23 protein-coding genes are annotated in these 22,830 nt (G+C 39.6%); 16 read left to right on the forward strand and 7 right to left on the reverse strand.

What is annotated here, in order from left to right:
* The first annotated feature begins 526 nt into the window (after window positions 1-526).
* The gene (locus tag H6G69_RS25225; RefSeq protein ID WP_190691864.1) at window positions 527-955 is read left to right on the forward strand and encodes a hypothetical protein; all 429 of its coding nucleotides are present in this window, start codon (window positions 527-529) and stop codon (window positions 953-955) included.
* Between the two features lie 133 nt (window positions 956-1,088).
* Here the strand turns inward: H6G69_RS25225 and H6G69_RS25230 are convergent, their stop codons facing one another.
* Genes H6G69_RS25230 through H6G69_RS25240 form a run of 3 tightly spaced genes read right to left on the reverse strand, consistent with a single transcriptional unit; the run spans window position 1,089 to window position 2,446 of the window.
* Entirely contained in the window at window positions 1,089-1,424 is a 336-nt protein-coding gene (locus H6G69_RS25230) for a XisI protein (RefSeq protein ID WP_190691865.1), read from the reverse strand.
* On the reverse strand, window positions 1,412-1,828 hold the full coding sequence (locus H6G69_RS25235; protein WP_190691866.1) for an element excision factor XisH family protein: 417 nt from the start codon (window positions 1,826-1,828) through the stop codon (window positions 1,412-1,414). The genes H6G69_RS25230 and H6G69_RS25235 overlap by 13 nt, the downstream gene beginning before the upstream one ends.
* A gap of 60 nt (window positions 1,829-1,888) precedes the next feature.
* Window positions 1,889-2,446, reverse strand: coding sequence for a Uma2 family endonuclease (locus H6G69_RS25240; protein ID WP_190691867.1), 558 nt, complete (start codon window positions 2,444-2,446; stop codon window positions 1,889-1,891).
* 110 nt (window positions 2,447-2,556) lie between these two features.
* Here H6G69_RS25240 and lysS point away from each other — a divergent pair, with 110 nt between their 5' ends.
* The 6 genes from lysS (at window position 2,557) to H6G69_RS25270 (ending at window position 9,722) form a co-directional block, all read left to right on the forward strand.
* The gene (gene lysS / locus H6G69_RS25245) at window positions 2,557-4,083 is read left to right on the forward strand and encodes a lysine--tRNA ligase (RefSeq protein WP_190691868.1); all 1,527 of its coding nucleotides are present in this window, start codon (window positions 2,557-2,559) and stop codon (window positions 4,081-4,083) included.
* 151 nt (window positions 4,084-4,234) lie between these two features.
* Window positions 4,235-4,648, forward strand: a complete 414-nt coding sequence (locus H6G69_RS25250; RefSeq protein ID WP_190691869.1) for a type II toxin-antitoxin system RelE/ParE family toxin — start codon at window positions 4,235-4,237, stop codon at window positions 4,646-4,648.
* Window positions 4,635-5,357 (forward strand): helix-turn-helix domain-containing protein, encoded by a 723-nt coding sequence (locus tag H6G69_RS25255; protein WP_190691870.1) that lies wholly within the window; start codon window positions 4,635-4,637, stop codon window positions 5,355-5,357. The genes H6G69_RS25250 and H6G69_RS25255 overlap by 14 nt, the downstream gene beginning before the upstream one ends.
* A 129-nt stretch (window positions 5,358-5,486) precedes the next feature.
* Window positions 5,487-6,182 (forward strand): hypothetical protein, encoded by a 696-nt coding sequence (locus H6G69_RS25260; protein ID WP_190691871.1) that lies wholly within the window; start codon window positions 5,487-5,489, stop codon window positions 6,180-6,182.
* A gap of 64 nt (window positions 6,183-6,246) precedes the next feature.
* Window positions 6,247-6,720 carry a hypothetical protein gene (locus H6G69_RS25265; RefSeq protein WP_190691872.1) on the forward strand — a complete coding sequence of 158 codons (474 nt, stop codon included), beginning with the start codon at window positions 6,247-6,249 and terminating at the stop codon, window positions 6,718-6,720.
* Between the two features lie 41 nt (window positions 6,721-6,761).
* The gene (locus H6G69_RS25270; protein WP_242072181.1) at window positions 6,762-9,722 is read left to right on the forward strand and encodes a CHAT domain-containing protein; all 2,961 of its coding nucleotides are present in this window, start codon (window positions 6,762-6,764) and stop codon (window positions 9,720-9,722) included.
* Window positions 9,723-9,793: 71 nt separating this feature from the next.
* Here H6G69_RS25270 and H6G69_RS25275 read toward each other — a convergent pair whose 3' ends face one another.
* Window positions 9,794-10,390, reverse strand: coding sequence for a glyoxalase-like domain protein (locus tag H6G69_RS25275; protein ID WP_190691873.1), 597 nt, complete (start codon window positions 10,388-10,390; stop codon window positions 9,794-9,796).
* A 195-nt stretch (window positions 10,391-10,585) separates the two neighbouring features.
* Between H6G69_RS25275 and H6G69_RS25280 the strand changes: the two genes are divergently transcribed.
* On the forward strand, window positions 10,586-11,224 hold the full coding sequence (locus H6G69_RS25280) for a sigma-70 family RNA polymerase sigma factor (protein ID WP_190691874.1): 639 nt from the start codon (window positions 10,586-10,588) through the stop codon (window positions 11,222-11,224).
* Between the two features lie 90 nt (window positions 11,225-11,314).
* Entirely contained in the window at window positions 11,315-12,454 is a 1,140-nt protein-coding gene (locus tag H6G69_RS25285; protein WP_190691875.1) for a lipopolysaccharide assembly protein LapB, read from the forward strand.
* Between the two features lie 128 nt (window positions 12,455-12,582).
* Here the strand turns inward: H6G69_RS25285 and H6G69_RS25290 are convergent, their stop codons facing one another.
* The gene (locus H6G69_RS25290; RefSeq protein ID WP_190691876.1) at window positions 12,583-13,263 is read right to left on the reverse strand and encodes a CAP domain-containing protein; all 681 of its coding nucleotides are present in this window, start codon (window positions 13,261-13,263) and stop codon (window positions 12,583-12,585) included.
* Between the two features lie 356 nt (window positions 13,264-13,619).
* Between H6G69_RS25290 and H6G69_RS25295 the strand changes: the two genes are divergently transcribed.
* Together H6G69_RS25295 and H6G69_RS25300 are read left to right on the forward strand one after the other, a co-directional pair.
* Window positions 13,620-14,300 (forward strand): HEAT repeat domain-containing protein, encoded by a 681-nt coding sequence (locus H6G69_RS25295; RefSeq protein ID WP_190691877.1) that lies wholly within the window; start codon window positions 13,620-13,622, stop codon window positions 14,298-14,300.
* A 72-nt stretch (window positions 14,301-14,372) separates the two neighbouring features.
* The gene (locus tag H6G69_RS25300; RefSeq protein ID WP_190691878.1) at window positions 14,373-14,936 is read left to right on the forward strand and encodes a phycobiliprotein lyase; all 564 of its coding nucleotides are present in this window, start codon (window positions 14,373-14,375) and stop codon (window positions 14,934-14,936) included.
* A 37-nt stretch (window positions 14,937-14,973) separates the two neighbouring features.
* Here H6G69_RS25300 and H6G69_RS25305 read toward each other — a convergent pair whose 3' ends face one another.
* Window positions 14,974-16,449: a site-2 protease family protein gene (locus H6G69_RS25305; protein WP_190691879.1), complete on the reverse strand. Its 1,476-nt coding sequence runs from the start codon at window positions 16,447-16,449 to the stop codon at window positions 14,974-14,976.
* Between the two features lie 190 nt (window positions 16,450-16,639).
* On the opposite strand from H6G69_RS25305, the gene H6G69_RS25310 reads away from it, so the two are divergent.
* On the forward strand, window positions 16,640-17,326 hold the full coding sequence (locus H6G69_RS25310; RefSeq protein WP_190691880.1) for an MBL fold metallo-hydrolase: 687 nt from the start codon (window positions 16,640-16,642) through the stop codon (window positions 17,324-17,326).
* Window positions 17,327-17,537: 211 nt separating this feature from the next.
* On the opposite strand, the gene ctpA is transcribed toward H6G69_RS25310, so the two are convergent.
* Entirely contained in the window at window positions 17,538-18,785 is a 1,248-nt protein-coding gene (ctpA, locus tag H6G69_RS25315) for a carboxyl-terminal processing protease CtpA (protein WP_190691881.1), read from the reverse strand.
* Window positions 18,786-19,344: 559 nt separating this feature from the next.
* On the opposite strand from ctpA, the gene petB reads away from it, so the two are divergent.
* From petB to H6G69_RS25335, 4 genes are all read left to right on the forward strand, one after another.
* Window positions 19,345-19,992 (forward strand): cytochrome b6, encoded by a 648-nt coding sequence (gene petB / locus H6G69_RS25320; protein WP_190691882.1) that lies wholly within the window; start codon window positions 19,345-19,347, stop codon window positions 19,990-19,992.
* Between the two features lie 210 nt (window positions 19,993-20,202).
* On the forward strand, window positions 20,203-20,685 hold the full coding sequence (gene petD, locus H6G69_RS25325) for a cytochrome b6-f complex subunit IV (protein WP_190691883.1): 483 nt from the start codon (window positions 20,203-20,205) through the stop codon (window positions 20,683-20,685).
* 334 nt (window positions 20,686-21,019) lie between these two features.
* Entirely contained in the window at window positions 21,020-21,451 is a 432-nt protein-coding gene (locus H6G69_RS25330) for an anti-sigma regulatory factor (RefSeq protein WP_190691925.1), read from the forward strand.
* 175 nt (window positions 21,452-21,626) lie between these two features.
* On the forward strand, window positions 21,627-22,784 hold the full coding sequence (locus H6G69_RS25335; protein WP_190691884.1) for a glycosyltransferase family 4 protein: 1,158 nt from the start codon (window positions 21,627-21,629) through the stop codon (window positions 22,782-22,784).
* Window positions 22,785-22,830: the final 46 nt, after the last annotated feature.

Consider the following 22,830-nt stretch of genomic DNA (forward strand, 5'->3'; position numbering starts at 1 on the left):
AGGTCTGTTGGGTATGATGTAGACATTGCTCTAGTAACCCTGTCGCATTTTTATCTACTGACACAATAGCGTTACTGGAGCTTTTTTAGACTTTCCAAACATCCTCTCAGACAATTTTTTTCTCTACCGATCTAAAGAGAAAATTTCTGTAGCGTGATTTATTTTTTGAGATTCTCTAATCTCAGATAATAAATTTAGGGCAGCTTGGCCAAAATATCATATTCCAAAATACTTGCCGCCTGTATCCTGCTGTCTGCCTTTTAAACATCGGCAGCACTATTATCCAAAGTCCTATCTATTTGTAGATGGTCACAAAATTGCGGATTTTAGATTTACGATTTTAGATTAACAGTCTTTACTTAACCTAAAATCAGTAATTCTATTAAAATTTTTGTGGTGGTGCTTGTATCTCAGAACCAATCCAAAATCCCAAATCTCAAATGGCACGGTTAACATCCAAGATTCAAAACTCTAATTTGAATCTTGGCTAACCTCAGCATGAAATTTCGTTTAGGCATTCCTCAAAATGGTAATTCACTTTCCTAAATGGCTGTCTTTGTTAGCTAATATTCTGGCCCTATTCCTCTTCATGCCTGGAATTGCCTTAGCTACACCTCTACAACTCCATGCTAACTCTAGTGTGATTTTGACTCAAGTCAGCCTTGCTCACAGCAAATTAAGTGCTGATGCTGAAGCTGATTTTACTCCGCAAGAACGTCAACAACTTCAAGCTTTACGTCAACGCCGCAACAAAGAAATTCATGCTATTTTAAGTCAATCACAGCGTGACAAGCTCAAACAAAAGTTACAAGCTGGAGATAATTTTTATCAAGCTCTAGAAAGTTTAGATTTGTATCCCGATCAAGAAAGTATGATTAAAGCCGTCATCCAATTGACAAACTTAAAAATGAAGGGAATTTTATCTCGGCATTCTCTACAAATCGGACAAAAATAGCTGATGTAATTGTTGAGACAATTGAGAAAATTTGTAAGCAGAAATAAAAAGCGATCGCGCGTGATAATATTGGTGCGATCGCTTTTTATCTTAAATAATTTTTGCAGCTTTATAAGTGAAATCACTAGATAAGTTAATTAACAGCATATTCTGTATATTGTCTAATCTCCGGCGGATGAAAACCTAAAACAATATCTTCTTTGGGAACTTCGGCTGCTAATAATTCATTAGCAATCCCATCTTCTGTACCATCTCTATGAATCCAGATTTTTTCATTCATGATTTCTAGATGAATTAGACAACCGTGAACTCTTTGATCATTTTGCCAACCAAGGGTTAATAAAACAAAATTATTATTATCTTTACCTAGAATCAGCCGTCTTTCTAAATTTCCGTAAGAATAAGGAATTGCAGCATATTCTTGCAAAATTTTTGTAATAATTTCTCGATAGCGTTCTAACTTATCCATTGAGTAATCTCCTGGGTCTGAGAATTAAATATCAGTAGTTTTAGTTGATTCTTTTTAAGAATTAATTGACCTATAGGCTCAGAAAAAACATCTTTAAAAGCTTTATGATTAACAGCTAGATAGAGTGGTCGATTACTCTCGGTTTCTTCTAAAATATCTCTATATACAATATACTGACCGACAGCTTTCTCTAAATCATTCATAGGAGAATTACTGAGAAAACTTTTGATTTCTACTGCAATTTTTTTACCACTTTTTTCGGCAGCCAAGAGTTTTTCCGCGCCTAAATCAACAAAGAAATCTTTAGCACCGTATTGCAGAACAAGTGGATCATTAGTGATTGTCCAACCATCTTTGATTAGTCCAGCTTTAACTACATTATGGTAAATATCTTTAGCAGGCATAGAATTTTGGAAAGAATTGGCTAATTACCTAGAAAATTGTTAGGTAGTAAATCGCTAAATTTATGGAAAAATCTGACTAATTTGAACGGCAATTTCTGGAAAAGTAATCAAGGAAAATGTTGCATTTTCATCTAAAATAAACTGTTGATTGTACCCTGCCAAATTCGGTTCGCAGAAAACATAAACCTGATATTGATTTACATCTAATATCCAATACTCTATAATTCCTGCTTGAGCATAAAGAGGAGCTTTTTGTTGGCGATCGCTTTCTAGTGTTGTATCTGCAACTTCAATTAATAAAAAAACTTCATCGGGTTGAGGATGATGGGCAACGTACTTTCGTGAATCGATGCGGACAACTGCAATATCCGGTTCAGGTTCCGAGTATTGGCTTAACTGGATGGGATCTTGTACTCGCACTAAAGCGACTTCCGCTAATAACCTCTTCAGGTAGTCAGATGCACATAAAGTTGTGGCGGCGTGGGGGGGATTTTTCGCACTCATGGGTATTACTTGTCCCTCAATCAGTTCCACTCGTTCATCGGCTGTAATAATACCCGTTTCTAGCATTCGGTGATATTCATCTACATTCCATAGGCGGACTTTGGTTTGTGGCATTGTGGGATTCCTTGGGCGATTACAATCTAAATTTTGTTAGTCGCAAAAATCTCTCACTGTCTACTTTTACAGCATCTATAATTAATCTTGCCCTATTTTAGTTCGTTACCATGTCGGAAGAAGATATCCGAGCCGCAAGGCTGGAAAAAGTAGACCAGATTAAGCAGCTAGGGGGTAATCCATACTCCTATCGTTGGGAATCTAGCCATCACGCAGCCCAGTTGCAAGATAAATTTGCTGATTTAGCCAACGGTGAAGAAGTTGATTTAGAAGTAGCCATCGCTGGGCGGATTATGGCGCGGCGTGTTTTTGGTAAGTTAGCATTCTTCACCTTGCAAGACGAAACTGGTAATATACAGCTTTATCTAGAAAAAAGTCGTATCCAAGAAAGCATGGCAGAGATTGATGCTGATGCTTTTAATCACCTCAAGCAACTTACAGATGTAGGCGATATTATAGGCGTTAAAGGTACTATTAAACGGACTGAAAAGGGCGAGTTATCAGTCTACGTCAAACAATACACCATCCTCACAAAATCCTTATTGCCTCTCCCCGACAAGTGGCATGGATTAACAGATATTGCTAAACGTTACCGTCAGCGTTACGTTGACTTGATTGTTAACCCCGAAGTCCGGCAAACATTCCGCCGTCGCGCCCAAATTACCGCCGGAATTCGCCGCTACTTAGAACAGCGAGATTTTCTCGAAATTGAAACGCCAGTTTTGCAAAGTGAAGCCGGGGGTGCAGATGCGCGTCCCTTCATCACCTATCACAACACCCTAGAAATGGACTTGTATCTGCGAATTGCCACAGAACTCCATCTCAAGCGGTTGATTGTTGGTGGCTTTGAAAAAGTGTTTGAAATGGGGCGAATTTTCCGAAATGAAGGAATTTCCACGCGCCACAACCCCGAATTTACCACAATCGAACTTTACCAAGCCTACGCCGACTATAACGATATGATGGCGTTGACGGAAGGAATTATTACCACCGTCGCCCAAGAAGTTCTCGGCACATTGCAAATCACCTACCAAGGGGAAACCGTAGATTTAACACCACCTTGGCGACGGGTGACAATGCACGATGTGGTCAAAGAAGCTACAGGCTTAGACTTCAATTCTTTCCAAACATTGGAAGAAGCCAAATCCGCAGCTAAAAATGCGGGAATTCCGGGTGTAGATGAAGCCCAATCAATTGGTAAGGTACTAAATTTAGCCTTTGAAGAAAAGGTAGAAACTAGCTTAATTCAACCTACCTTTGTCATTGACTATCCTGTGGAAATTTCGCCCCTAGCCAAACCCCACCGTTCTCAACCAGGTTTAGTAGAACGATTTGAGTTATTCATTGTGGGACGTGAAACCGCCAACAGTTTCTCAGAATTAACCGATCCCATCGACCAAAGAGAACGTCTCGAAGCCCAAGCCGCCAGAAAAGCCGCAGGTGATTTAGAAGCCCAAGGTGTAGACGAAGATTTCTTGACGGCGTTGGAATACGGAATGCCACCCACAGGCGGGTTAGGTATTGGAATTGATCGGTTAGTCATGTTATTAACTGATTCTGCCAGTATTCGAGATGTGATTGCTTTCCCCTTACTCAAGCCTGACAAATCAGAAGCATCCGCAGAATCAGGTAGTTAATTCTGGAAATTGAAAGAGATCGTCTGGTGTGTTAAGGCTTTGCTTCAACACACCATTTTTTAGTTGCGATGGCTCATTGTATATGATATTCCTTTAAAGGAATAATCTCCTTGACATTCCTTTAAAGGAATACTATATTGTGAGGTAAGAAGTGACTTGGACGTGGGAACTTTATCAAGATGTCAATGGGGACTTTCCCAAAGATTTACTGGCTTTTTTCATTAGGATGATTCCTGAAGAAGAACAGCCAGAAAATCCGCCAAAGCCTTTACTAAGTGCTTCTGAAACCAAGCGTTTACAAGTTAATCTTGGCTACCTGTGCAACAAAGGATTAGCATCTCTCACCAGTGGCATCTTTGAGAAGCTAGAAGATGACTTGTATGAGTTACGTATGACAAAGAGCGAGCATAATCCCAGGTTTATCTTAACGGCTGCTACGCCTCAGAGGTTTGTAGTGTTACACGCCTTTATGAAAAAATACGACGACGCTATCAAAGAGAAAGACAAAGAACCTGCAAGAGTGAGATTGCGCGAATTACAGCAGAGGAATGATGAAAAAGCCTAATTTTCAAGCTTGGTTGCAGCAACAGGTTAGTGAAGACCCAGAGGTAATTTTGGCAGGTAAGTTAGAGTACCTGCGTCTTTACCTAACTGATGCTATGCGGGAAATACGTAATAAAGCTGGACTCACTCAAGCACAACTAGCAGAAAAACTAGGAGTCAAGCAAGCCGCCGTATCTAAGTTGGAATCGGCGTTAAAAGAACATGAACTGGAATCAGTGTTGCACTATTTACATACTTTAGGTGCTGATTTGTTGGTAGCAGTTAAACAAGGGGATGACTTATATCAAGCCAGCGATAACGAAGGTCTATTGTTAGTTGATGTCCCAGATGTAGTTGCACAAAAAGCAATGGCAGCAAATATGAGTCTAAGGGACTACGTGCGTGTAGCTATTGAGAAATTTTCTAACGAAAATAATGGACTGAGAACAGCTTTAGTAAAACTGCTGGAAAGCGATGATTTGATAGCTGTGAAAGTAAGAGAGCGTTTGAGTACAAAAACAATTCAGGAAATTGCTGATGAGTTGGAAAAATGCCTGAGTTTACCTGAGGAAGAAGACCGAATTTTTGCTGTCAAAGATGTGCTAGCTGCTACTTTGGTAGTTAGAGATAATAATCGCGGAATCAGCAATGAAGTTTATGAAATTGACGAGATTGAGTTATTGGATTTAGCTGAAGAATTGCTAGAGAAGTTAGCAGATATTATAAAATGACACAGACTACAGCCTATCTTAGTACTAAATCTCCAATTTCAAAATAAGAAGTTTTGCATTTATTGCTTAGATTGATAAAATAACTTTCAAATTTTAGCAACCAACCCTAGTTTTGAGGTTTATAATTATTTGCAAGCCAAAGATACTAAACAACAATTAAGACTACTAATACAGGAAGCATCTGTCATAGCTCCAGATTTAGCAAAAAGGTTAGAAGAGATAAATCGCTGGGTGAAAGATGTCAAACCGGGTTCGCTGACTGCTAAAAGATTCGTCATCCTGTTTTTGCAACAAATGCTTCAAGATGCTGAAGTTTGGCTGAAACTTAAATCATTACCATCTGAAGAAGAGCAACAATCAGCTTTAACAGCACTGAATCCAACCCTACAGTATTGGTATAGCTACTTGTTTCCTAAATGGTTGCGTGAAAACGACCCTAAATTTTACATCTGGAGACAAAAACTAATGGCGGGGGAGTTCAATCAGGAGGATGCCAAATTAATTAATCCTATTGCTAATAATATTAAAAATAGGGGCGGGACAATTGTACAACGCTATATAGCAGACCTGTCTATGGCAACTGATATAATTGTTAGTAGTAGGCAAGAGAAACCACTATGCATTCAACTCACTAGCGTCTCCGAGGAATTTTCTCAAGAGAAGTTTGATGATTGGGAAAATACCCTAATTTTGTGGACAATAGATAGAGGTTTATTTTTAAGTTATAATCCCCGTGCAACGGATTTGGTGAATCAGATAGTGAACATATTATTATATAACAGTGATAATCTCACTATTGGTAGTTATTTAAACTTTAATCTATAGTTGTCGGTCAATTTCATTCACTGAATTTGTCTAGCCATGTTATTAATCAACAAAGTGAGTCCTTATGGTTCAGGAAAAACAATCTGACCGTCAACAAAGATTAGACAACTTCTTACAAGCTGTAGAAGCTGCTCAAAAATTACAAGATGACATCATAAAGTATGGGCTTAAAGCCGCCCATTTATATTGTGATGATGTTGATGGAGATTGGCTAGAAACCTGGGGAGAAGAAGAAAATGGACAGAAAAGTTTTGTAGAATTAGTGACTAATTTTCTACAAAATGATGACTGGGTAGCAGTGAGGGTAAGAAAGCTGCTAAAAAATAAAACGTTTCAAGAGATAGCTGTTGAGTTGGAAAAATGTCTGAGTCTCTCAGAGGAAGAAGACAAGATTTTTGCTGTGAAAAATTTGTTAGCTGCTAATGTAGCAGTTACAGAAATTAATCGCGGAACTAGTAGCGATGAAATTGATGAAATTGATTTATTGGATTTAGCTGAAGAATTGCTATACAAAATAGAATTTTTTAAATCATTCTAAATAAATTGACCAACAAAAATCATAAACAGGATTTCCTCTTAATGGAAGAGAAACGCCTTGATGCTTATTTAAAACTAATTCAAGAACTCCTCCAATCTTCTGCGGGGGAAGAACCGATAATTTTAGATGCTCATAAGAACTTGATAGACACTGCTTTGGTAGAAATAATGAGGCAGGTGTCTGCAACACTAGCAGAGCAAGGAAACAAAGACGATGCAATTTTTCTGGGTAAGGTAGCTGTTACAATTTCTACTAATTTAGGAGAGCCATCATTAGCAGAAACCTATGAAGAACTTATTCAAATGCTTTTACAAGCAGTTCATGAGATTAAAAATAAGCCTGATTTACTTTACCATATTCTTCAAATTAATATAGACAAAATTAATGATGATTTTCCTAGTAAATTGAAGAAGTATATAAAACTTTTGTTTGATAGCAAGTTATTACCATCAGAAATAATTGCAGCTGATATAGTCAATTTTAGTAGTTTTATGACTAATTGTTCACTAGGTAGACAAGTCATAAATAAAGAAATAGCTATTGCTGGCTATGAAGTTGCATTAAATATTTTAACTTCACAAGTATTTCCTCAAGAGTGGGCTTTAATCAAAAACCAATTAGGAAGTGCTTATCGTTGTCGTATAAAAGGAGATAGAGAAGAAAATCTTGAGTTAGCTATTAATTCTTATAAAGCAGCTTTAAAAGTTCTCAACCAAACAGATGAGCCTCAAAAATGGGCAGATGTCAAAAATAACTTGGGGCTTGCTTACTTAGAGCTTAATAAAGAAAACAAAGAGGAAAATATAGAATTAGCTATATCTGTTTTTGAAGAAGCTTTGCAAGTTTTTACTAAAGAAGCATTTCCTAAGGAATGGGCAGTAACTCAAAACAACCTAGGTATCGCTTTTCTTGATAGAATTAGTGGGACTAGGACAGAAAACATAGATTTAGCTATTAATCATCTTCAAAAAAGTTTACAAATTTGTAATAGAGATTGTGACCCTATAAGGTGGGCTACGACTCAAATGAATCTGGCAATTTGCTATGGTGAGCGTTTAAAAAAAAATTATACAAACGACTTAGAATTATCTCTAACTGCTTTTCAATCTGCTTTACGAATTCGTACTAAAGAAACCTTTCCAGAAGACTGGGCATTAACTCATTTTAATCTTGGACATATTTATAATTTACATGGATACTTGACCAAAGCAATTGAATCTTTTGAGCTATCCTTAACGGTCTATAAACACAACATATTTCCGCTTGATTGTTTTATAACGGGACGGAACTTAGGTAATACAGCTTTCTTTAATGGGAAGTGGGATAAAGCTATCCAAGGCTATGAAGCAGCCATCAATGGATTAGAAACCAGCCGTAGTTGGGTAATTTCTGAATCACGCCGTCAACAAATTATAGAAGAGGCTATTGATGTCTACCAAAACATAGTGCAAGCTTGCATCAATGCTGGGCAAATAGAAAAAGCTTTTGAATATGCAGAACGATCGCGCTCTAAACGTTTGGTAGACTTAATGGCAAGTAACGACCTCTACCAAAGTGGCGAAATACCTCCAGAAGTTGAGGAATTATTACAGCAGTACGAAGAACTGCAACGGCAAATTGAGCAAGAACGCACACGCCATCAATCTGACAATCATCGTAGTGAAACACGCGCTGCATTCCAAGTTTACAATGAAGCGATCGCATCTTTAGAAGCCCAGAAGCAGCAAGTTTGGGAACAAATTAGACGTTTAGATCCCGTATTAGCAGGCGAAATTCAAGTTACTGCCCCTGACTTTTCGGCAATACAAAAGCTTATTGACCAGCCTACTACTGCTATTCTCAGTTTCTACACTACCAAGACGGACATTCATATCTTTGTAGTACGTAAAAACCAAATTACCCTCCACACTTGCACTGGGCAAGGAATAGCAACGTTACAAAATTGGATTTCGCAGAATTGGTTATTACCTTATGTAAGCGATAACCAAACTTGGGCAAGCCAAATTGACAATCTTCTCAGGGAACTAACTCAACGCTTGCAACTGGCTGAACTTATCACCCAACATCTAGAAGCCATTGAAGAACTGATAATAGTACCTCATTTGCTGCTGCATCAAATTCCCTTTGCAGCTTTACCTATCGGAAAGCATCAATACTTAGGTGATAAATTTCTTACTCGCCATACTCCTAGCTGCCAAATCTTAGAATTCTGTCAACAACGCGAAAAGATAGGAACTTTAAATCAATCATACGGCACTGTAGAAAATGCCACAGACGATTTAGCCTTTGCCAGTTTTGAAGGTGAACAACTTGCCAAACTTCTCAACATTCCTAATACTCAAAGGCTCAGAGGTAGCAAGCAAGCCACTAAAGCTAAATATCGCCAACTTGCTGAACAAGTCCAAGTACTTCACTGTAGTCATCATGCTGAATCTTGTCTCTATAATCCTCTTGAATCAAATTTGAAATTAGGCGATGGCAATATTACTTTAGGGCAGTTGATGACACCTGGATGGCGTTTACCTCATTTATCTGATGTTTTTCTTTCTTGTTGCGAGACAAATTTGGGTACTCCTTCCCTAACTGATGATATTCTTACTCTCGCCACAGGCTTTTTGTGTGCTGGTGCTAGAAGTGTTGTTAGTAGTTTATGGGCAGTCGATGACTTAGCGACAGCAGTATTCTCTGTGTTCTACTATCAGCAACGTAAACAAGATAAAAGCCGTCCTGAATCGTTACGGCAAGCTCAAATTCAACTACGCAATTTCAATAAACATGAGCTTAAAAAAATTTTTGATGCGGCAGAAACAAGAGAAAAAGAACTGATAACAATGAGGAAACAATACATTCCTAACTCAGTAGAATATGAACAATGGAAGCATGAATATGAAATTTATGCCAAAGTTAACAGATTAATTAAAAAAATCGAAAATTCAACTGAGGAATTTCCTTTTTCACACCCTCGCTATTGGGCTGGTTTCATTTGCCAAGGTTTACGATGAAAAGTCATATGTTTAATAAATAAGGTGCGTTGGGCAAAGCCACAACGCACCCTACTAGTAATAACTAATGATTAATTCGCTACTTCAGCTAATTCAATGACGCGCCCTTCGTAGTCTTTAACTAAAAAATTCAGTGGCTTTTGGTTGCGAATTTTGAATTTTAAACCACGGGTTTCTACTCGCATTAAAATCATTTCTAAGCAGTCGCGGTCAAAACAAACGTGACGCTGCTGGTTTTTATTACCTAAACTAGCCCCTGTAATAACGTGTAGTTGGGTATTTTTCTTTAATTGATACCACAATCCTTCGTTGGCGTTACTCATGGTTTTGCTAGACCAACTAGGACTTGCGGACATATATAACGGGTCTATCGCCGTTGTGCCAATGGTTTGTTCATAGTTGTAGTAGTAGTGCAGAGGCACTTCGGCGGCTGGCAAATCTAGCAGCCCTTCGTACAACTGTCGCGCAATCTCTAAATCAGACACCATGACGGTGTGGACTTTGGGCGCGCTGGTGAGAAACATCCACATTGCCCCCGCATAAGCCGCCAGTAACATTACCATGATGCCTTGGGTGGATAGTAAGCTATCCAAAGGCAAGGATGGTAAAAACGAGCCTAAAGTCAATGGGGCAAATAAAAACTGCATTACATTAGCTGCTATAACCATGAACAAAAGAAAGATTGTATAAGGGAGCCGCTTTTATTTTTATCGATAAAGACTAAAATTGAGTCCTTGTTTCTAGTGTATCAATACTAAAGTAGTCTGAGCTTTGGCAGCAAACAGACTTACACAATATCTTACGGGTTTAACTCTAGAGCTGTTGTTATAAACATTATCTTAACAACTATTAGCTAAATGCTTATGCAAATTCCTCATTTTCCAGAAACTAATCATCCGCTAGTTAAGTCGCTGTTCCATCACAATGACCAGGAACTACTGAGTCTATTTCAGCGATATCCTGAGGCTGGCAAGTACTTTACGGTGATTTTTTGCCGTTATAGCCCGATAGTTTATACCTTAATTCAGCATTCAGCGCGATCGCCTGTCCAGGCAGATTATCTATTTGCCTTGACTTGGCGACATATTTATTACGAACTCGGTGGACTCGATTTAGAAAACCCGCTACCAGGAAATGAAGGTTTAACCTTGCAAAATTGGCTTATTAACATCACCGCTTTTTGTATTAACGAGATTGAATTACCGCCAACCGAAGCAATTCATTATTCACTGCCAGCTACTTCCCCACCTTTATGGTGCTACGTAGAAAAAGCGTTAGACCAACTGCCACCGATATTACGTTTGATGGTGTTGATGGCACAAACTTTTCATTGGAGCGAGACAAGAATTGCGGCCTATTTGCAAGCTGAAGGTGAAAGAATCGCGCCTGCCGAAGTAGCCAATTTTCTCCAGAAAGGCTATCGTATGCTAGAGGACAAATTACCTTCTGACATCCGCGCTATCTACTTGGGAGAAGATTTAGTTCCATCATCGACTACGTAATAACGCTTATGTTTATGGTAATTATGCCGCAACAAATAAAACTTTTACGGAAACTTTATACTCTTTGACGAAATTTTACGGGTAAGTTTTATGCAACAACGGCATTTATTCCCAAAGCATCATGTTTTGGATTCCGCTTCCACTTTTAACTCAAAAAGCTACGGATTTTGGTTGTTTAAAGGTGTAACTACCTGGCGACGGGTTGATCCATCGCAACTTTTTACTTTTTACTTTTTACTTTTTACTTTTGTCTTGAGTCCCATTGCTGCAAACGCAAGTGATATTACACAGCAACTTCATCGTCCGTTAAGCAATTCCAGTTGGCGATATTCGAGAGACGAGGCCGATAGTTTGCTGCGAGTAGGCCAACAGCAATATCGTTCCGGAAATGCAGCGAAAACTATTGATTCTTGCTTGCAAGCTTTAGAGATTTATCATTCTGTTGGTGATGTTCAAGCTACTGGTTTAACTTATGAGTTGTTAGCTAAAGCATATATTCAACAAGACAGATTTAAAGAAGGCGAAGATGCTTTACGCCGACGACTAGCAATTGCGCGAGATACAAAAGATTTCCAATCCCAAATCTTTACCTTAAATAATATTGCGGCAATTCTCTTACAAGATGGAGAAACTGTAGCAGCAGGTCGTACAGTTCAAGAAGCATTAAAAATTGCTCAAGGTATTAACAGTATTGAAGGTCAAGGACTTTCTTTAAGCAATTTGGGTTTAGTAGCGGCTAGATTAGGTAATTATAATCAGGCAATTAAACTTTATGAAACTGCTTTAACTTATCGCCGTCAAAAAGGTGATTTAATCGGTGAAGCGAATACTTTAAATAATTTAGGTGATGCTTATCTAGCTGCGAAAAATTATCCAGATACCATCAGCGCTTACGGGTTAGCAATGCGGATGGCGAAAATGAATGGCGATAGCACTATCCAATTACGCGCCATTGATGGTTTAGTTAAAGCGCACAGTTCTGTAGGACGCAATGAACGCGCTTTTGAATTACTCCAAGAACGTTTGATTTTGGCGCAAGAATTACAAAATTTACCTGAACAATTGAAATCTTTCGTATCTTATGCTGAGTTATACGAGCAGTTAGGTAATTATCCTACTGCCAAAAATTTTTATGAAAGAGCAATTGCGATCGCTCATACATTAGACGATAGTCAACGAGAATTAGCTTTAAAAGATAGATTAACTAAATTACAGAAAAAGCAAAATTAATCCTTTTTTGCTTTGAGTTAAATCATCTTGCTCAGGTGCGTTAACTTTTGGCGTAACGCACCAAGGTATATAGTATTTTTAATTCTGGTTTTTGACTCAAAATGCTTGATTGAGCCAGATTTAACCGCTTAATTTGTTTTTTCTTGATACCCTCCTGCATAGTTAATTACACACATATATTTATAAATTCTGTGAGTTCCACAAGCAATTCCACTCACTTTAAATTCCGGGCCAAAAATATTAGTTCGATGACCGCGTGATGGTACTCCATCATCAATAATTAATTGCATAATAATATCTTGGGCGGTATTCGGGCCGTAGCTGATATTTTCCGCCGCCGTAATTTGCCATTTTCCGTATTTATCAAGGCGTGTGAAAGGATCGCTACCATTACTGCCATTATGGCCTGTTGTTCCTTTGGGGCCTTGGTCTTTGACATGATCTTTAGCTGCTAAAGACATTCCTCTAGATATAGTTAATGTTCCCAGAGAAGGTGTTGATTTGAGAAATGCGATCGCCTCATCAACGGCTTTTACTCCTTCTTGAGTAATTAGATAAGAATTTTGCGAGATTCTTACACGTTTACCCTGAAAGCGTTTTTTATAAGATTCCAATATGGGAATGTAGGCTTTTGGATTTTTCCGCACTTTGTTCATTTCATCAATTGTCTGCTGTTCTAATGGCGACAAAAAATTAGCCTGTGCAATGAAAGTAGTTTTTGCTAAGGATGCTGTGGGTTGAAAAAATTGACCAGAACCAAAGACCGCAGAAATGCTGAGTATCAATAATGCTAATTTTTTTTGAACCATAATTATCGATGAATTCTTGATATCAGAATTTGATGTGATGACTGAACCTACTTTTTTGAGCCAGAAAACAAGTAACATGACAAAAGACAGTTAAAAGCATTCTGACTGGTTGCAAAAATCAAAGATGACTTGTATATAGTAATTTTTATTACATGTTTCTGTAAAGATTTAACTAAGACTCAAGTATAATAAGTTATCTATATTACTGAAATACTGCGGTTAAAGAAATACCATATCCAGCATCAGTTAATACCTCAGCATTCGGAAATCACGCCAAATTTAGACGCTAGTTTCATGCCTGGCGGATGAGCAAATCAGGTAAAGTAAAGATAAGTAAAGAAAGCTCTCATAAATAAATGGCTGCTCTATCCTTACAGGAAATTTCTACTCAGTTAGAGAGTTCCAATCTGCGCGATCGCATGGTCGCCTTGGCTAATCTACGTGATGTCCCTGCGGAAGATGCTGTACCTTTAATCAAAAAGGTACTTGATGATGAGTCCTTGCAACTGCGTTCTATGGCGATCTTTGCGCTAGGAGTCAAGCAAACAGCAGAATGTTATGAAATTTTGATTAGAATTTTGCAAACAGATCCTGACTATGGCATTCGGGCTGATGCTGCTGGGGCATTGGGATATTTAGGCGACAATCGGGCATTTGAAGCACTATCTAGGGCATTTTATGAAGATACAGATTGGCTAGTTCGCTTTAGTGCGGCGGTAGCTTTAGGGAATATTAAAGACCCCCGCGCCCATGAAATCCTGATGCAAGCATTAGACAGTAATGAACTGGTGTTACAAGAAGCAGCGATTTCTGCGCTAGGGGAAATTGGAGATTTAGAAGCCGTTGATAGTATCTTAAAATTTGCCCAATCAGAGGATTGGTTAGTCAGACAAAGACTCGCAGAAGCTTTAGGAAATCTCCCCACGCCCAAAAGTATCTCCGCTTTGAAATATCTAGAAAAGGATAGCCATCCTAACGTAGCTGAAGCAGCCAGAATCTGCCTCAAGAGAATCGAGGAAAAAAGCAAGCAAGCATAAAATTGATCTCTCCTGCTACCTTTTAATAATAAGAGGGACTTTTAGCATTTTTGATGCAGGGTAATTTTATTCATGAATATTGAAGAGTTTTTTGAATTAAGTGCTGGTAAATGGTTTTCCCATCGTACTAGTCATCACTTGGCATTTAAACAATCTGAAGATGGCAAGTCAGACATCGTAATTGAGATGTTAGCAGCAGACCATCCAGAAGTAATCAAACTGTGTCAACAGTACGAAGTCAACCCCAGCGAAGCTTCCTGTGGTGCTAGAGTCACCTGGAACGGCACAATGGAATGGGATGAAGAAAAGCACACTGGTTCAACTGTGTTAGTCACCATACCAGATGCTGATAATGCCAGTGAAGGCAGATTATTGCGAGAAATGGGATATGCCGAAAAAGCACCCGTAGCTGGTCGTTATAAGATGGGTAGCGATGATGCGTTAACTTTAACCACAGAGTACGAAACGATGTGGTCTGAAGAACGCCTGTGGTTTGCTAGCCCCAATTTAAGAATGCGGGTTAGTGTTTTGAAGCGTTTTGGCGGCTTTAGTATGGCTTCTTTTACTTCAGAAATTCGGATGGGCGGTAGTCCAGCTACAGCAAAAGCGGCTGAGGTGAGTAATTCAGTTTCTTAGAAAATATCGGGAGTAGAGATTGTCTACTCCCGGAAACTTAAATTTGTAACAAGTTAGCGATCGCTTGTGGTAATGGCAAGACAATAATGATCAACAAACCCATAGCGATCAATCCCAAGATATCGCGTTTGTTATCCAGTTCGGAAACATCGTTTAAAGCTGGTTCATCAATCAAGGGCAGAAATAATAAAATTATCGCCCAGACAAAAAATTCAGACTGCACCAAAGACAGTAGTAGCAATAATAAACGTGCAACTTGACCAATCATTATGGCTGTTCTTTGGCCAAACATTGCATGAACAATGTGACCACCATCAAGTTGGCCAACGGGCATTAAATTTAAGGCCGTGACAATTAACCCTAAAAAACCTGCTACGGCTAAGGGATGCAAATCAATAGCAGATTGAGCATTTAACTGACTACCTAAAGCTATTTTAGAAAGCAAAGCTAATAGAATTGAATATTTTGGATTCAGTGCGTCAGGATTAAGAATTCCGTTTTTTTCTGTTAAAGGAACAATATTAGAATGAGCTAAACCCCACATTAATAAAGGTAATGTGGCAATAAATCCGGCAATTGGCCCAGCAATACTAACATCAAATAAAGCTTTACGGTTAGGAACTGGACTACGCATTTGAATAAATGCACCAAAAGTCCCTAAAAAGAAAGGCATGGGGATAAAATATGGCAATGTTGAGCGAATCTTGTAGAATCTAGCTGTTAGATAATGACCAAGTTCGTGAATCCCTAAAATTGTAATTAACCCAATAGCATAGGGCAAACCTTGTAACAGTAAAGTCGGGTCAGATTCTAATTTGGTAATATCAACACCAGCAATTCTAGCTCCCACTAGAGTAGTAGTGACAAGAGTTGCAGCTAATAATAAAAGTGCTAATCCTGGTCGAGTTAATTGTTCTGTTTGATTGCGGTTATTATCTTTAGCTGCTTGGGTATTAGGTACAAGGACAAAGAAAGGTTTGCCATTGATACCTTCTTGAAAGATGACCAAAAAGCGATCGCCAAATTCGACTTCGATATTCGCCTTAATGCGCTGGTAAGCTTGATTTGGTGTAGTTCTTAACTGACCCCGACAGATGATAGCTTGGGGTCGATACTCAATATTTTGGATGTAGTATACAGACCAGGGAAAACAATTTCGCAGCTGGCTTTCTTCGGTAGGTTCAATGGGACGCACTGGTACTGGTTCTGCGGTAGGATGGATAACCGGTGATGTTGGGGCTTGGGGTTCAGTTTGCTTATCTGTAGGCGTTGTCCGCCCCCATTGAAACAACAGCCAGTATAACAAAATGCAAACAATTGATGACCAGATAATTAGTGCTGATGGCGGAGGTTGTTTGATGCCATACCTTAGCGTCCATCCAGTCAATAATAAAGCTGGTGTCATTAAAACTAGCCACAATAACCAGATAGGTGTGCGTGTAATGTTAGCAGCACTACGTTGCACCATAAGATAAGTAGCTAGTCCTAGTAGCAGGAGAAACCAAAAAGTCATGTTTTCTTCAGTAATTTGGCAAAATGTCCCATTCGTCGTGTCAGCACCACCGCCCTCACCACTCAGCAGACTCGAAAACTCCAGTTTTTAACAAGCGTTCACAGTAATTGTTAAAGCTCAAGGAATTGCTTCAGCAGTCCAACTCTGTAACTAAACTTGTTCCACTCCTCTTTGCGTGCGGTTTTTGCTCATGTGTCCCTTACCTGAACAGCCTAGTAATACAACTAAAGCACCACGGCCTGTGCTAGACAGCATCTTTGCTTTTCCACCTCATCGGGACACATTGGGGGGAACCTCCTATTTCATTGTAAGAAATGAAGGGAATATCCTCATCGATTGCCCAGCTTTAGACGAAACGAATCTGGATTTTGTGCGATCGCTTGGAGGTGTACGCTGGTTATTTATTAGCCACCGTGGTGCTATTGGTAAAACATCTGAACTTCAGCAACTCTTAAACTGTGAAATTCTTATTCAAGAACAAGAAGCTTATTTATTACCAGGTTTAACTGTCACTACTTTTAGCCAAGAGTTTCATCTGGCTACTACTGCACAAATAATTTGGACACCAGGCCATTCTCCAGGCTCATCTTGCCTTTATGACAGAGATTTGGGTGGTGTTTTATTTTCTGGTCGTCATTTAATCCCGAATCAGCAAGGTGAACCAATTCCCTTACGTACAGCTAAAACTTTTCACTGGCCGAGACAAATTAAAAGTACTCAAGCTCTACTAGAGCGTTTTACACCAGACACACTTCAATACATTTGTCCTGGTGCGAATACAGGGTTTCTTAGAGGTGAGCGTGTCATAGATGAAGCATATAGACGACTAGCTGCATTGGATTTAACAGCGTTGCTACAGGTTCAACCAATTTTGTAAATGTAATAGTAGAGACGCGAAATTTCGCGTCTCTACAGAGATAAGTAAGTCGATGCAATAAAACCAAACTATGTGAAGAAAAGTAAATAAGGCTCAAACGCTTTTTCCCCCTGCTCCCTGCTCCCTGCCCCCTGCCTTATTCCAACAATAATTATTTACACCGACTTACTTATATGTATCACCTAAAGTGAAATGGTATGACTTCTAATCATTAGCCCCTAGTTCCCACTACTACCGCATTTTTAGCCAACGCTTCTACGGCTGCTTGATATTGTAAATCGGCTTCTGTAGCAATTTGGTCACGGGGAATTGGCGGTTGGGTCACTACTAAATCTGGCTTAATACCTAATTTATTAATATCTCGATGCTGCGGAGTTTCATATTTAGCAATGGTGACTGCTAAACCAGAACCATCAGATAATTCAAATAAAGATTGAATTAAGCCTTTCCCAAAGGTAGTTTCGCCGACTAATTTAGCTCGACCATTATCTTGCAGCGCGCCAGCAAGAATTTCGCTGGCACTAGCCGTTCCTTGATTGACTAAAATTACTAATGGATCACTTGTGAGTGCGGGGCCAAAAGCTTCAAAACTGCCTTGAATGCCTTGGCGATTCGCTGTGTAGACAACAGTACCAGAATCTAACCACAGGCGAGCAATTTCCACTCCAGCCTGTAAAAGTCCGCCTGGGTTGTTGCGTAAATCAAGAATATAGGCAGCTGCGCCTTTTTTTTCTAGACTATTAATGGCGTGTGCCAACTCCATCGAAGCGTTGGCATTAAATTGAGTGAGGCGAATGTAACCAATTGGTGTACCTTGAGCAGAAGAGCGCAATTCTGCTACCACAGGGTTGAGTTCAATGCGATCGCGGACTAAACTAATTTCCTTTTGTTCTCCGCTATCGCGTTCAATCAACAGCGTCACTAAACTGCCAATAGGGCCGCGCATTTTAGCAGCTGCCTCGTCAAGGGTCAAGTTCTCTGTGGAAAATCCTTCAATTTTGACAATGCGATCGCGCGGTCTAATTCCGGCTTTTTCTGCGGGTGAACCAGCGATAGGAGAAACGACCTCTAGTTTGCCCGTTTGGGGGTTAAGCGCAATTTGTAAACCAACTCCAGTTAATTCCCCAGATGTATTAACCTGCAAACTGCGGTACTGTTCTGGATCTAAAAAACGGGTAAAAGGCTCGTCTAAACTCTGAAGCATAGTCCGAATTGCCGCATAAGCATCTGCTTGATTGTTGAACGGCTTTTCCAGGGCTTTTTGTCTCACAGAAGCCCAATTTTGATGATTAAATGTGCCATCTAGATAAGAGCGATTGACAATTCGCCACACTTCTGAAACTAGCTTTTGCTCACTGGTCAACGCAGTAGCTTGCGGTATGACTGCGCCCATCGCCAAACAAAACGCCAAAAATATTGAAAATCCAACCCGAAAAACTTGTTTTTGCATGAACCCCATTTTCAATTCCACCTGAACCCAAGGTAAACCCAAATTGCTGAGAACTGCCTAGTTCTTTTGTTTTTGCTTATGAGGGAACAGGGAACGGGCAATGGGGAACAAAAGTTTTTGGTTGGTGATTAAGATTCCAACCAGAACGTGCCACTTATAGAAGTGGGTTTCTAGTTCCCCGATAGGGAACAGGTGTTGAGGAAAAACTTTTCACTGTTCCCTGTTCCCTATTTCCTGTTCCCTCAACCCTTCTTTGATGAAATCTATCTCTCGACTATGTTACTTTTTTTATAGAAGTAGTGCATTGCTCTCATCAAATTGTTAATGCAACTGATGAGTACACATGGCACTCTACAAACGATAAAATCTACTTTGGAACTGGCATATTAGGTGTTTGGTTGCAAAGAGAACGCCATATATCACATATTTACAGAGTGTTAAGTTGTTTAAAGCTCTTATCACTCTCAGCGCGAAAAAGCAAACAGACAAAATCCTTTTTTTGAAAATCCCAAAATTGCCAATTGGGAGATTTATCAACCGCAACCGATTTTTAGGAACTTGAGATTGTATGGCCAACGTTTACGACTGGTTTGAGGAACGCTTGGAAATTCAGGCGCTCGCTGAAGACGTAACAAGCAAGTACGTCCCTCCCCACGTAAATATTTTTTACTGTTTGGGTGGAATTACCTTAACTTGCTTTCTCATCCAGTTCGCCACTGGATTTGCCATGACGTTCTATTACAAGCCAACAGTTGCAGAAGCTTACTCTTCTGTACAGTACATCATGAATGAAGTGAACTTCGGTTGGCTCATTCGCTCCATCCACCGCTGGTCTGCCAGCATGATGGTGTTGATGATGATTCTGCACGTCTTCCGGGTTTACTTGACTGGCGGCTTTAAAAAGCCCCGCGAACTAACCTGGGTTAGTGGCGTAATCATGGCTATTATCACCGTTTCTTTTGGTGTTACAGGCTATTCTTTACCTTGGGATCAGGTAGGCTACTGGGCTGTGAAAATCGTTAGTGGTGTACCAGAAGCAATTCCTGTAGTTGGGGTACTGATTTCTGACCTGTTGCGCGGTGGTTCTAGTGTTGGTCAAGCAACCTTAACTCGTTATTACAGCGCCCATACATTTGTTTTGCCTTGGCTCATTGCAGTCTTCATGCTGTTCCACTTCTTGATGATCCGCAAGCAAGGCATTTCCGGGCCTTTGTAATCTAAATTTATTCAGTCAAAATGTGAAGAGGAAATTGCTGTGTTCAGATAAATTTGTTTGTTTTAAACTGATGAACAATCAGCATTAGCAATAATTTTATCGGCAGCAACAAACTCCCTAACTCAGGTCTTACCCAAGTTAGGGGAGCCTCTAAACAAATGACTGGGATAAATGCTTTAACTGAAATTCAGCAGGAGAGCGCATTAAAAAATGGCAACACAGAAAAAACCCGATCTGAGCGATCCGATTTTAAGAGCCAAGCTCGCTAAAGGTATGGGTCACAACTATTACGGTGAACCCGCTTGGCCTAATGACCTACTTTACGTTTTCCCCATTGTAATTATGGGATCTTTTGCTTGTATCGTAGCTCTAGCCGTACTAGACCCAGCAATGACAGGCGAACCAGCAGATCCTTTTGCCACACCACTAGAAATTCTACCAGAGTGGTATTTGTACCCTGTATTCCAAATTTTGCGATCGCTTCCTAACAAACTGTTGGGAGTTTTAGCAATGGCGGCTGTACCCTTGGGCTTGATCCTAGTTCCCTTTATTGAGAACGTAAACAAGTTCCAAAACCCCTTCCGCCGCCCAGTTGCGACTACAGTATTTTTGTTCGGTACTCTTGTAACTCTGTGGTTGGGTATTGGTGCAGCTTTACCTTTAGACAAATCCTTGACCTTGGGACTTTTCTAAATTAGATTAGTTACCAAAAAGTGCTTTGACGCTTGTAGGTTTTGGAAGCATACATGAAGGAGATGAGTGGTGGTTAACGCCACTCAATCATCCAAAAAGTATGTTTTTGAAACAACTGACAAGCGTCAATTTTAATAACCTAGGTAGTATCAAAATTGAAAATCACTAAAATTCCAAAAATTTTGGATTTGAGATTGGCAATTTTCGATTGGTGTCATCGCCAAAAAAATGTATGGAATTAAACCAACGATCCACAATCCAAAACATCAAGTTGTTACGCTCACAAATTAAACACATTTTTTATAAAATATTGAAGTCACGTTCAATGCTGGGCATGGTGGGCATGGTGGAGCGAGACCATCTGACTGTTAGGAGCGAACTGACGCTCTTAAACAGAGTTCAACAATGGTTTGATCAGTTTTGTCTGCAATATGTTTTTCAATTTGGTTGGTCACAAAATCAAATCTATCGAGTTAATTTAGCACTAGCCGAGGGCTTTACTAATGCAGTTCGTCACGCCCATCGGACTTTACCACCAGAAACAACTATAGAGATTGAAGTTAGCCTATGGGCTGACCGAATGGAAATTAGAATTTGGGATCATGGTAAACCGTTTGATCCTAATGTAATCGTTGAACCACAACCTGGTAATCCCCAAGTAGGTGGTTACGGTTGGTATTTGTTACGGCGTTTAACAGATAAGGTTGTCTATGAACGCAGTACAGATGAGCGCAATTGTCTACTAATTGTGAAATACGCTAGTTAAGGAATTTTCTCAGCACAAGCAAGGGTGTGATTTATTCACTAGAAAAAGTGTGTATAAAAAAAAATACTCAGTCTAGTAAAGTCAGCATACGATTTGCAATTATTACTTTGTTAGGATTTGGCAGCAGCAGGATATATCAGGCTGTCAAAATGTAAAATTTATATAAAAAACATAGATGCTGATTGATCTAGAGGGAAAGCTATCTAAGGTTAGTAATAATACTAAAACTCATCATATTTTTGTTTTTATCGAAATTTTTGCTTGTGAAGGTGGGATTCAATCTTACGTCAAAGACATTTTTCAGGGTTATTTAGAATTAGATACTGGATATAAGGCAGAAGTATTTTTATTAAGGGATAGTTCTAGTTGCTTCAATCCTTTTGAGTCGGATAGTTTAAAATTTCATTATTTTCAAAATAAGTCTCCTCAGATGGGCAGAATTAGTCTGGCAGGAGCTTTATTCAAGTGTATTTTACAAAAACGCCCCCAACATGTTTTTTGTGGTCATATTAATTTAGCACCATTAATTCAGGCTATTTGTCAACCTTTGGGTATTCCCTATACAGTCCTCACTTACGGTAAAGAAGTTTGGGAACCATTAAATAATCATCAACGCCGCGCTCTCAAATTAGCCAGCCAAATTTGGACAATTAGTCGCTATAGCCGCGATAGAGCTTGTGCTGCTAATGGTATCGACCCCAACAAAGTCAAAATGCTTGCTTGTGCTATTGATGGGGAGAAATTTACCCCAGGGCTAAAATTACCAGAATTAATCACAAAATATGGCTTGACAGATGCCAAAGTTTTAATGACGGTGGCGCGCCTATGGTCAGGCGATATATATAAAGGCGTGGATGTGACAATTCGAGCATTACCAAAAATTGCTCAGGTATTTCCACAAGTCAAGTATTTAGTCATTGGTCGTGGTGATGACCAACCCAGATTAGCGCAATTAGCCCAAGATTTGGGTGTGAGCGATCGCGTTGTCTTTGCTGGTTTTGTCCCCACAGAAGATTTAATTGCCCATTATCGCCTAGCAGATGCTTACATTATGCCTTCTCAAGAAGGTTTTGGCATTGTTTATTTAGAAGCAATGGCTTGTGGCGTACCTGTGTTATCTGGTGATGCAGATGGCTCGGCTGATCCTTTGCAAGATGGCCAAGTCGGCTGGCGAGTACCCCACCGTGATGCTGATGCAGTTGCAGCCGCTTGTATTGAAATTCTCCAAGCAAAAGACCAACGCTGTGATGGACAGTGGCTCAGAGAACAAGCGATCGCCAATTTTGGCATCACAGCCTTTCAACAACAATTGTTGTCTTTAGTTAAAGGTTAATTTCATACTTCCTACTTCCTACTTCACATTTTTAGTTGACCTCCGC

This window comes from Nostoc sp. FACHB-110, from assembly GCF_014697425.1.
Lineage (GTDB): Bacteria > Cyanobacteriota > Cyanobacteriia > Cyanobacteriales > Nostocaceae > Nostoc_B.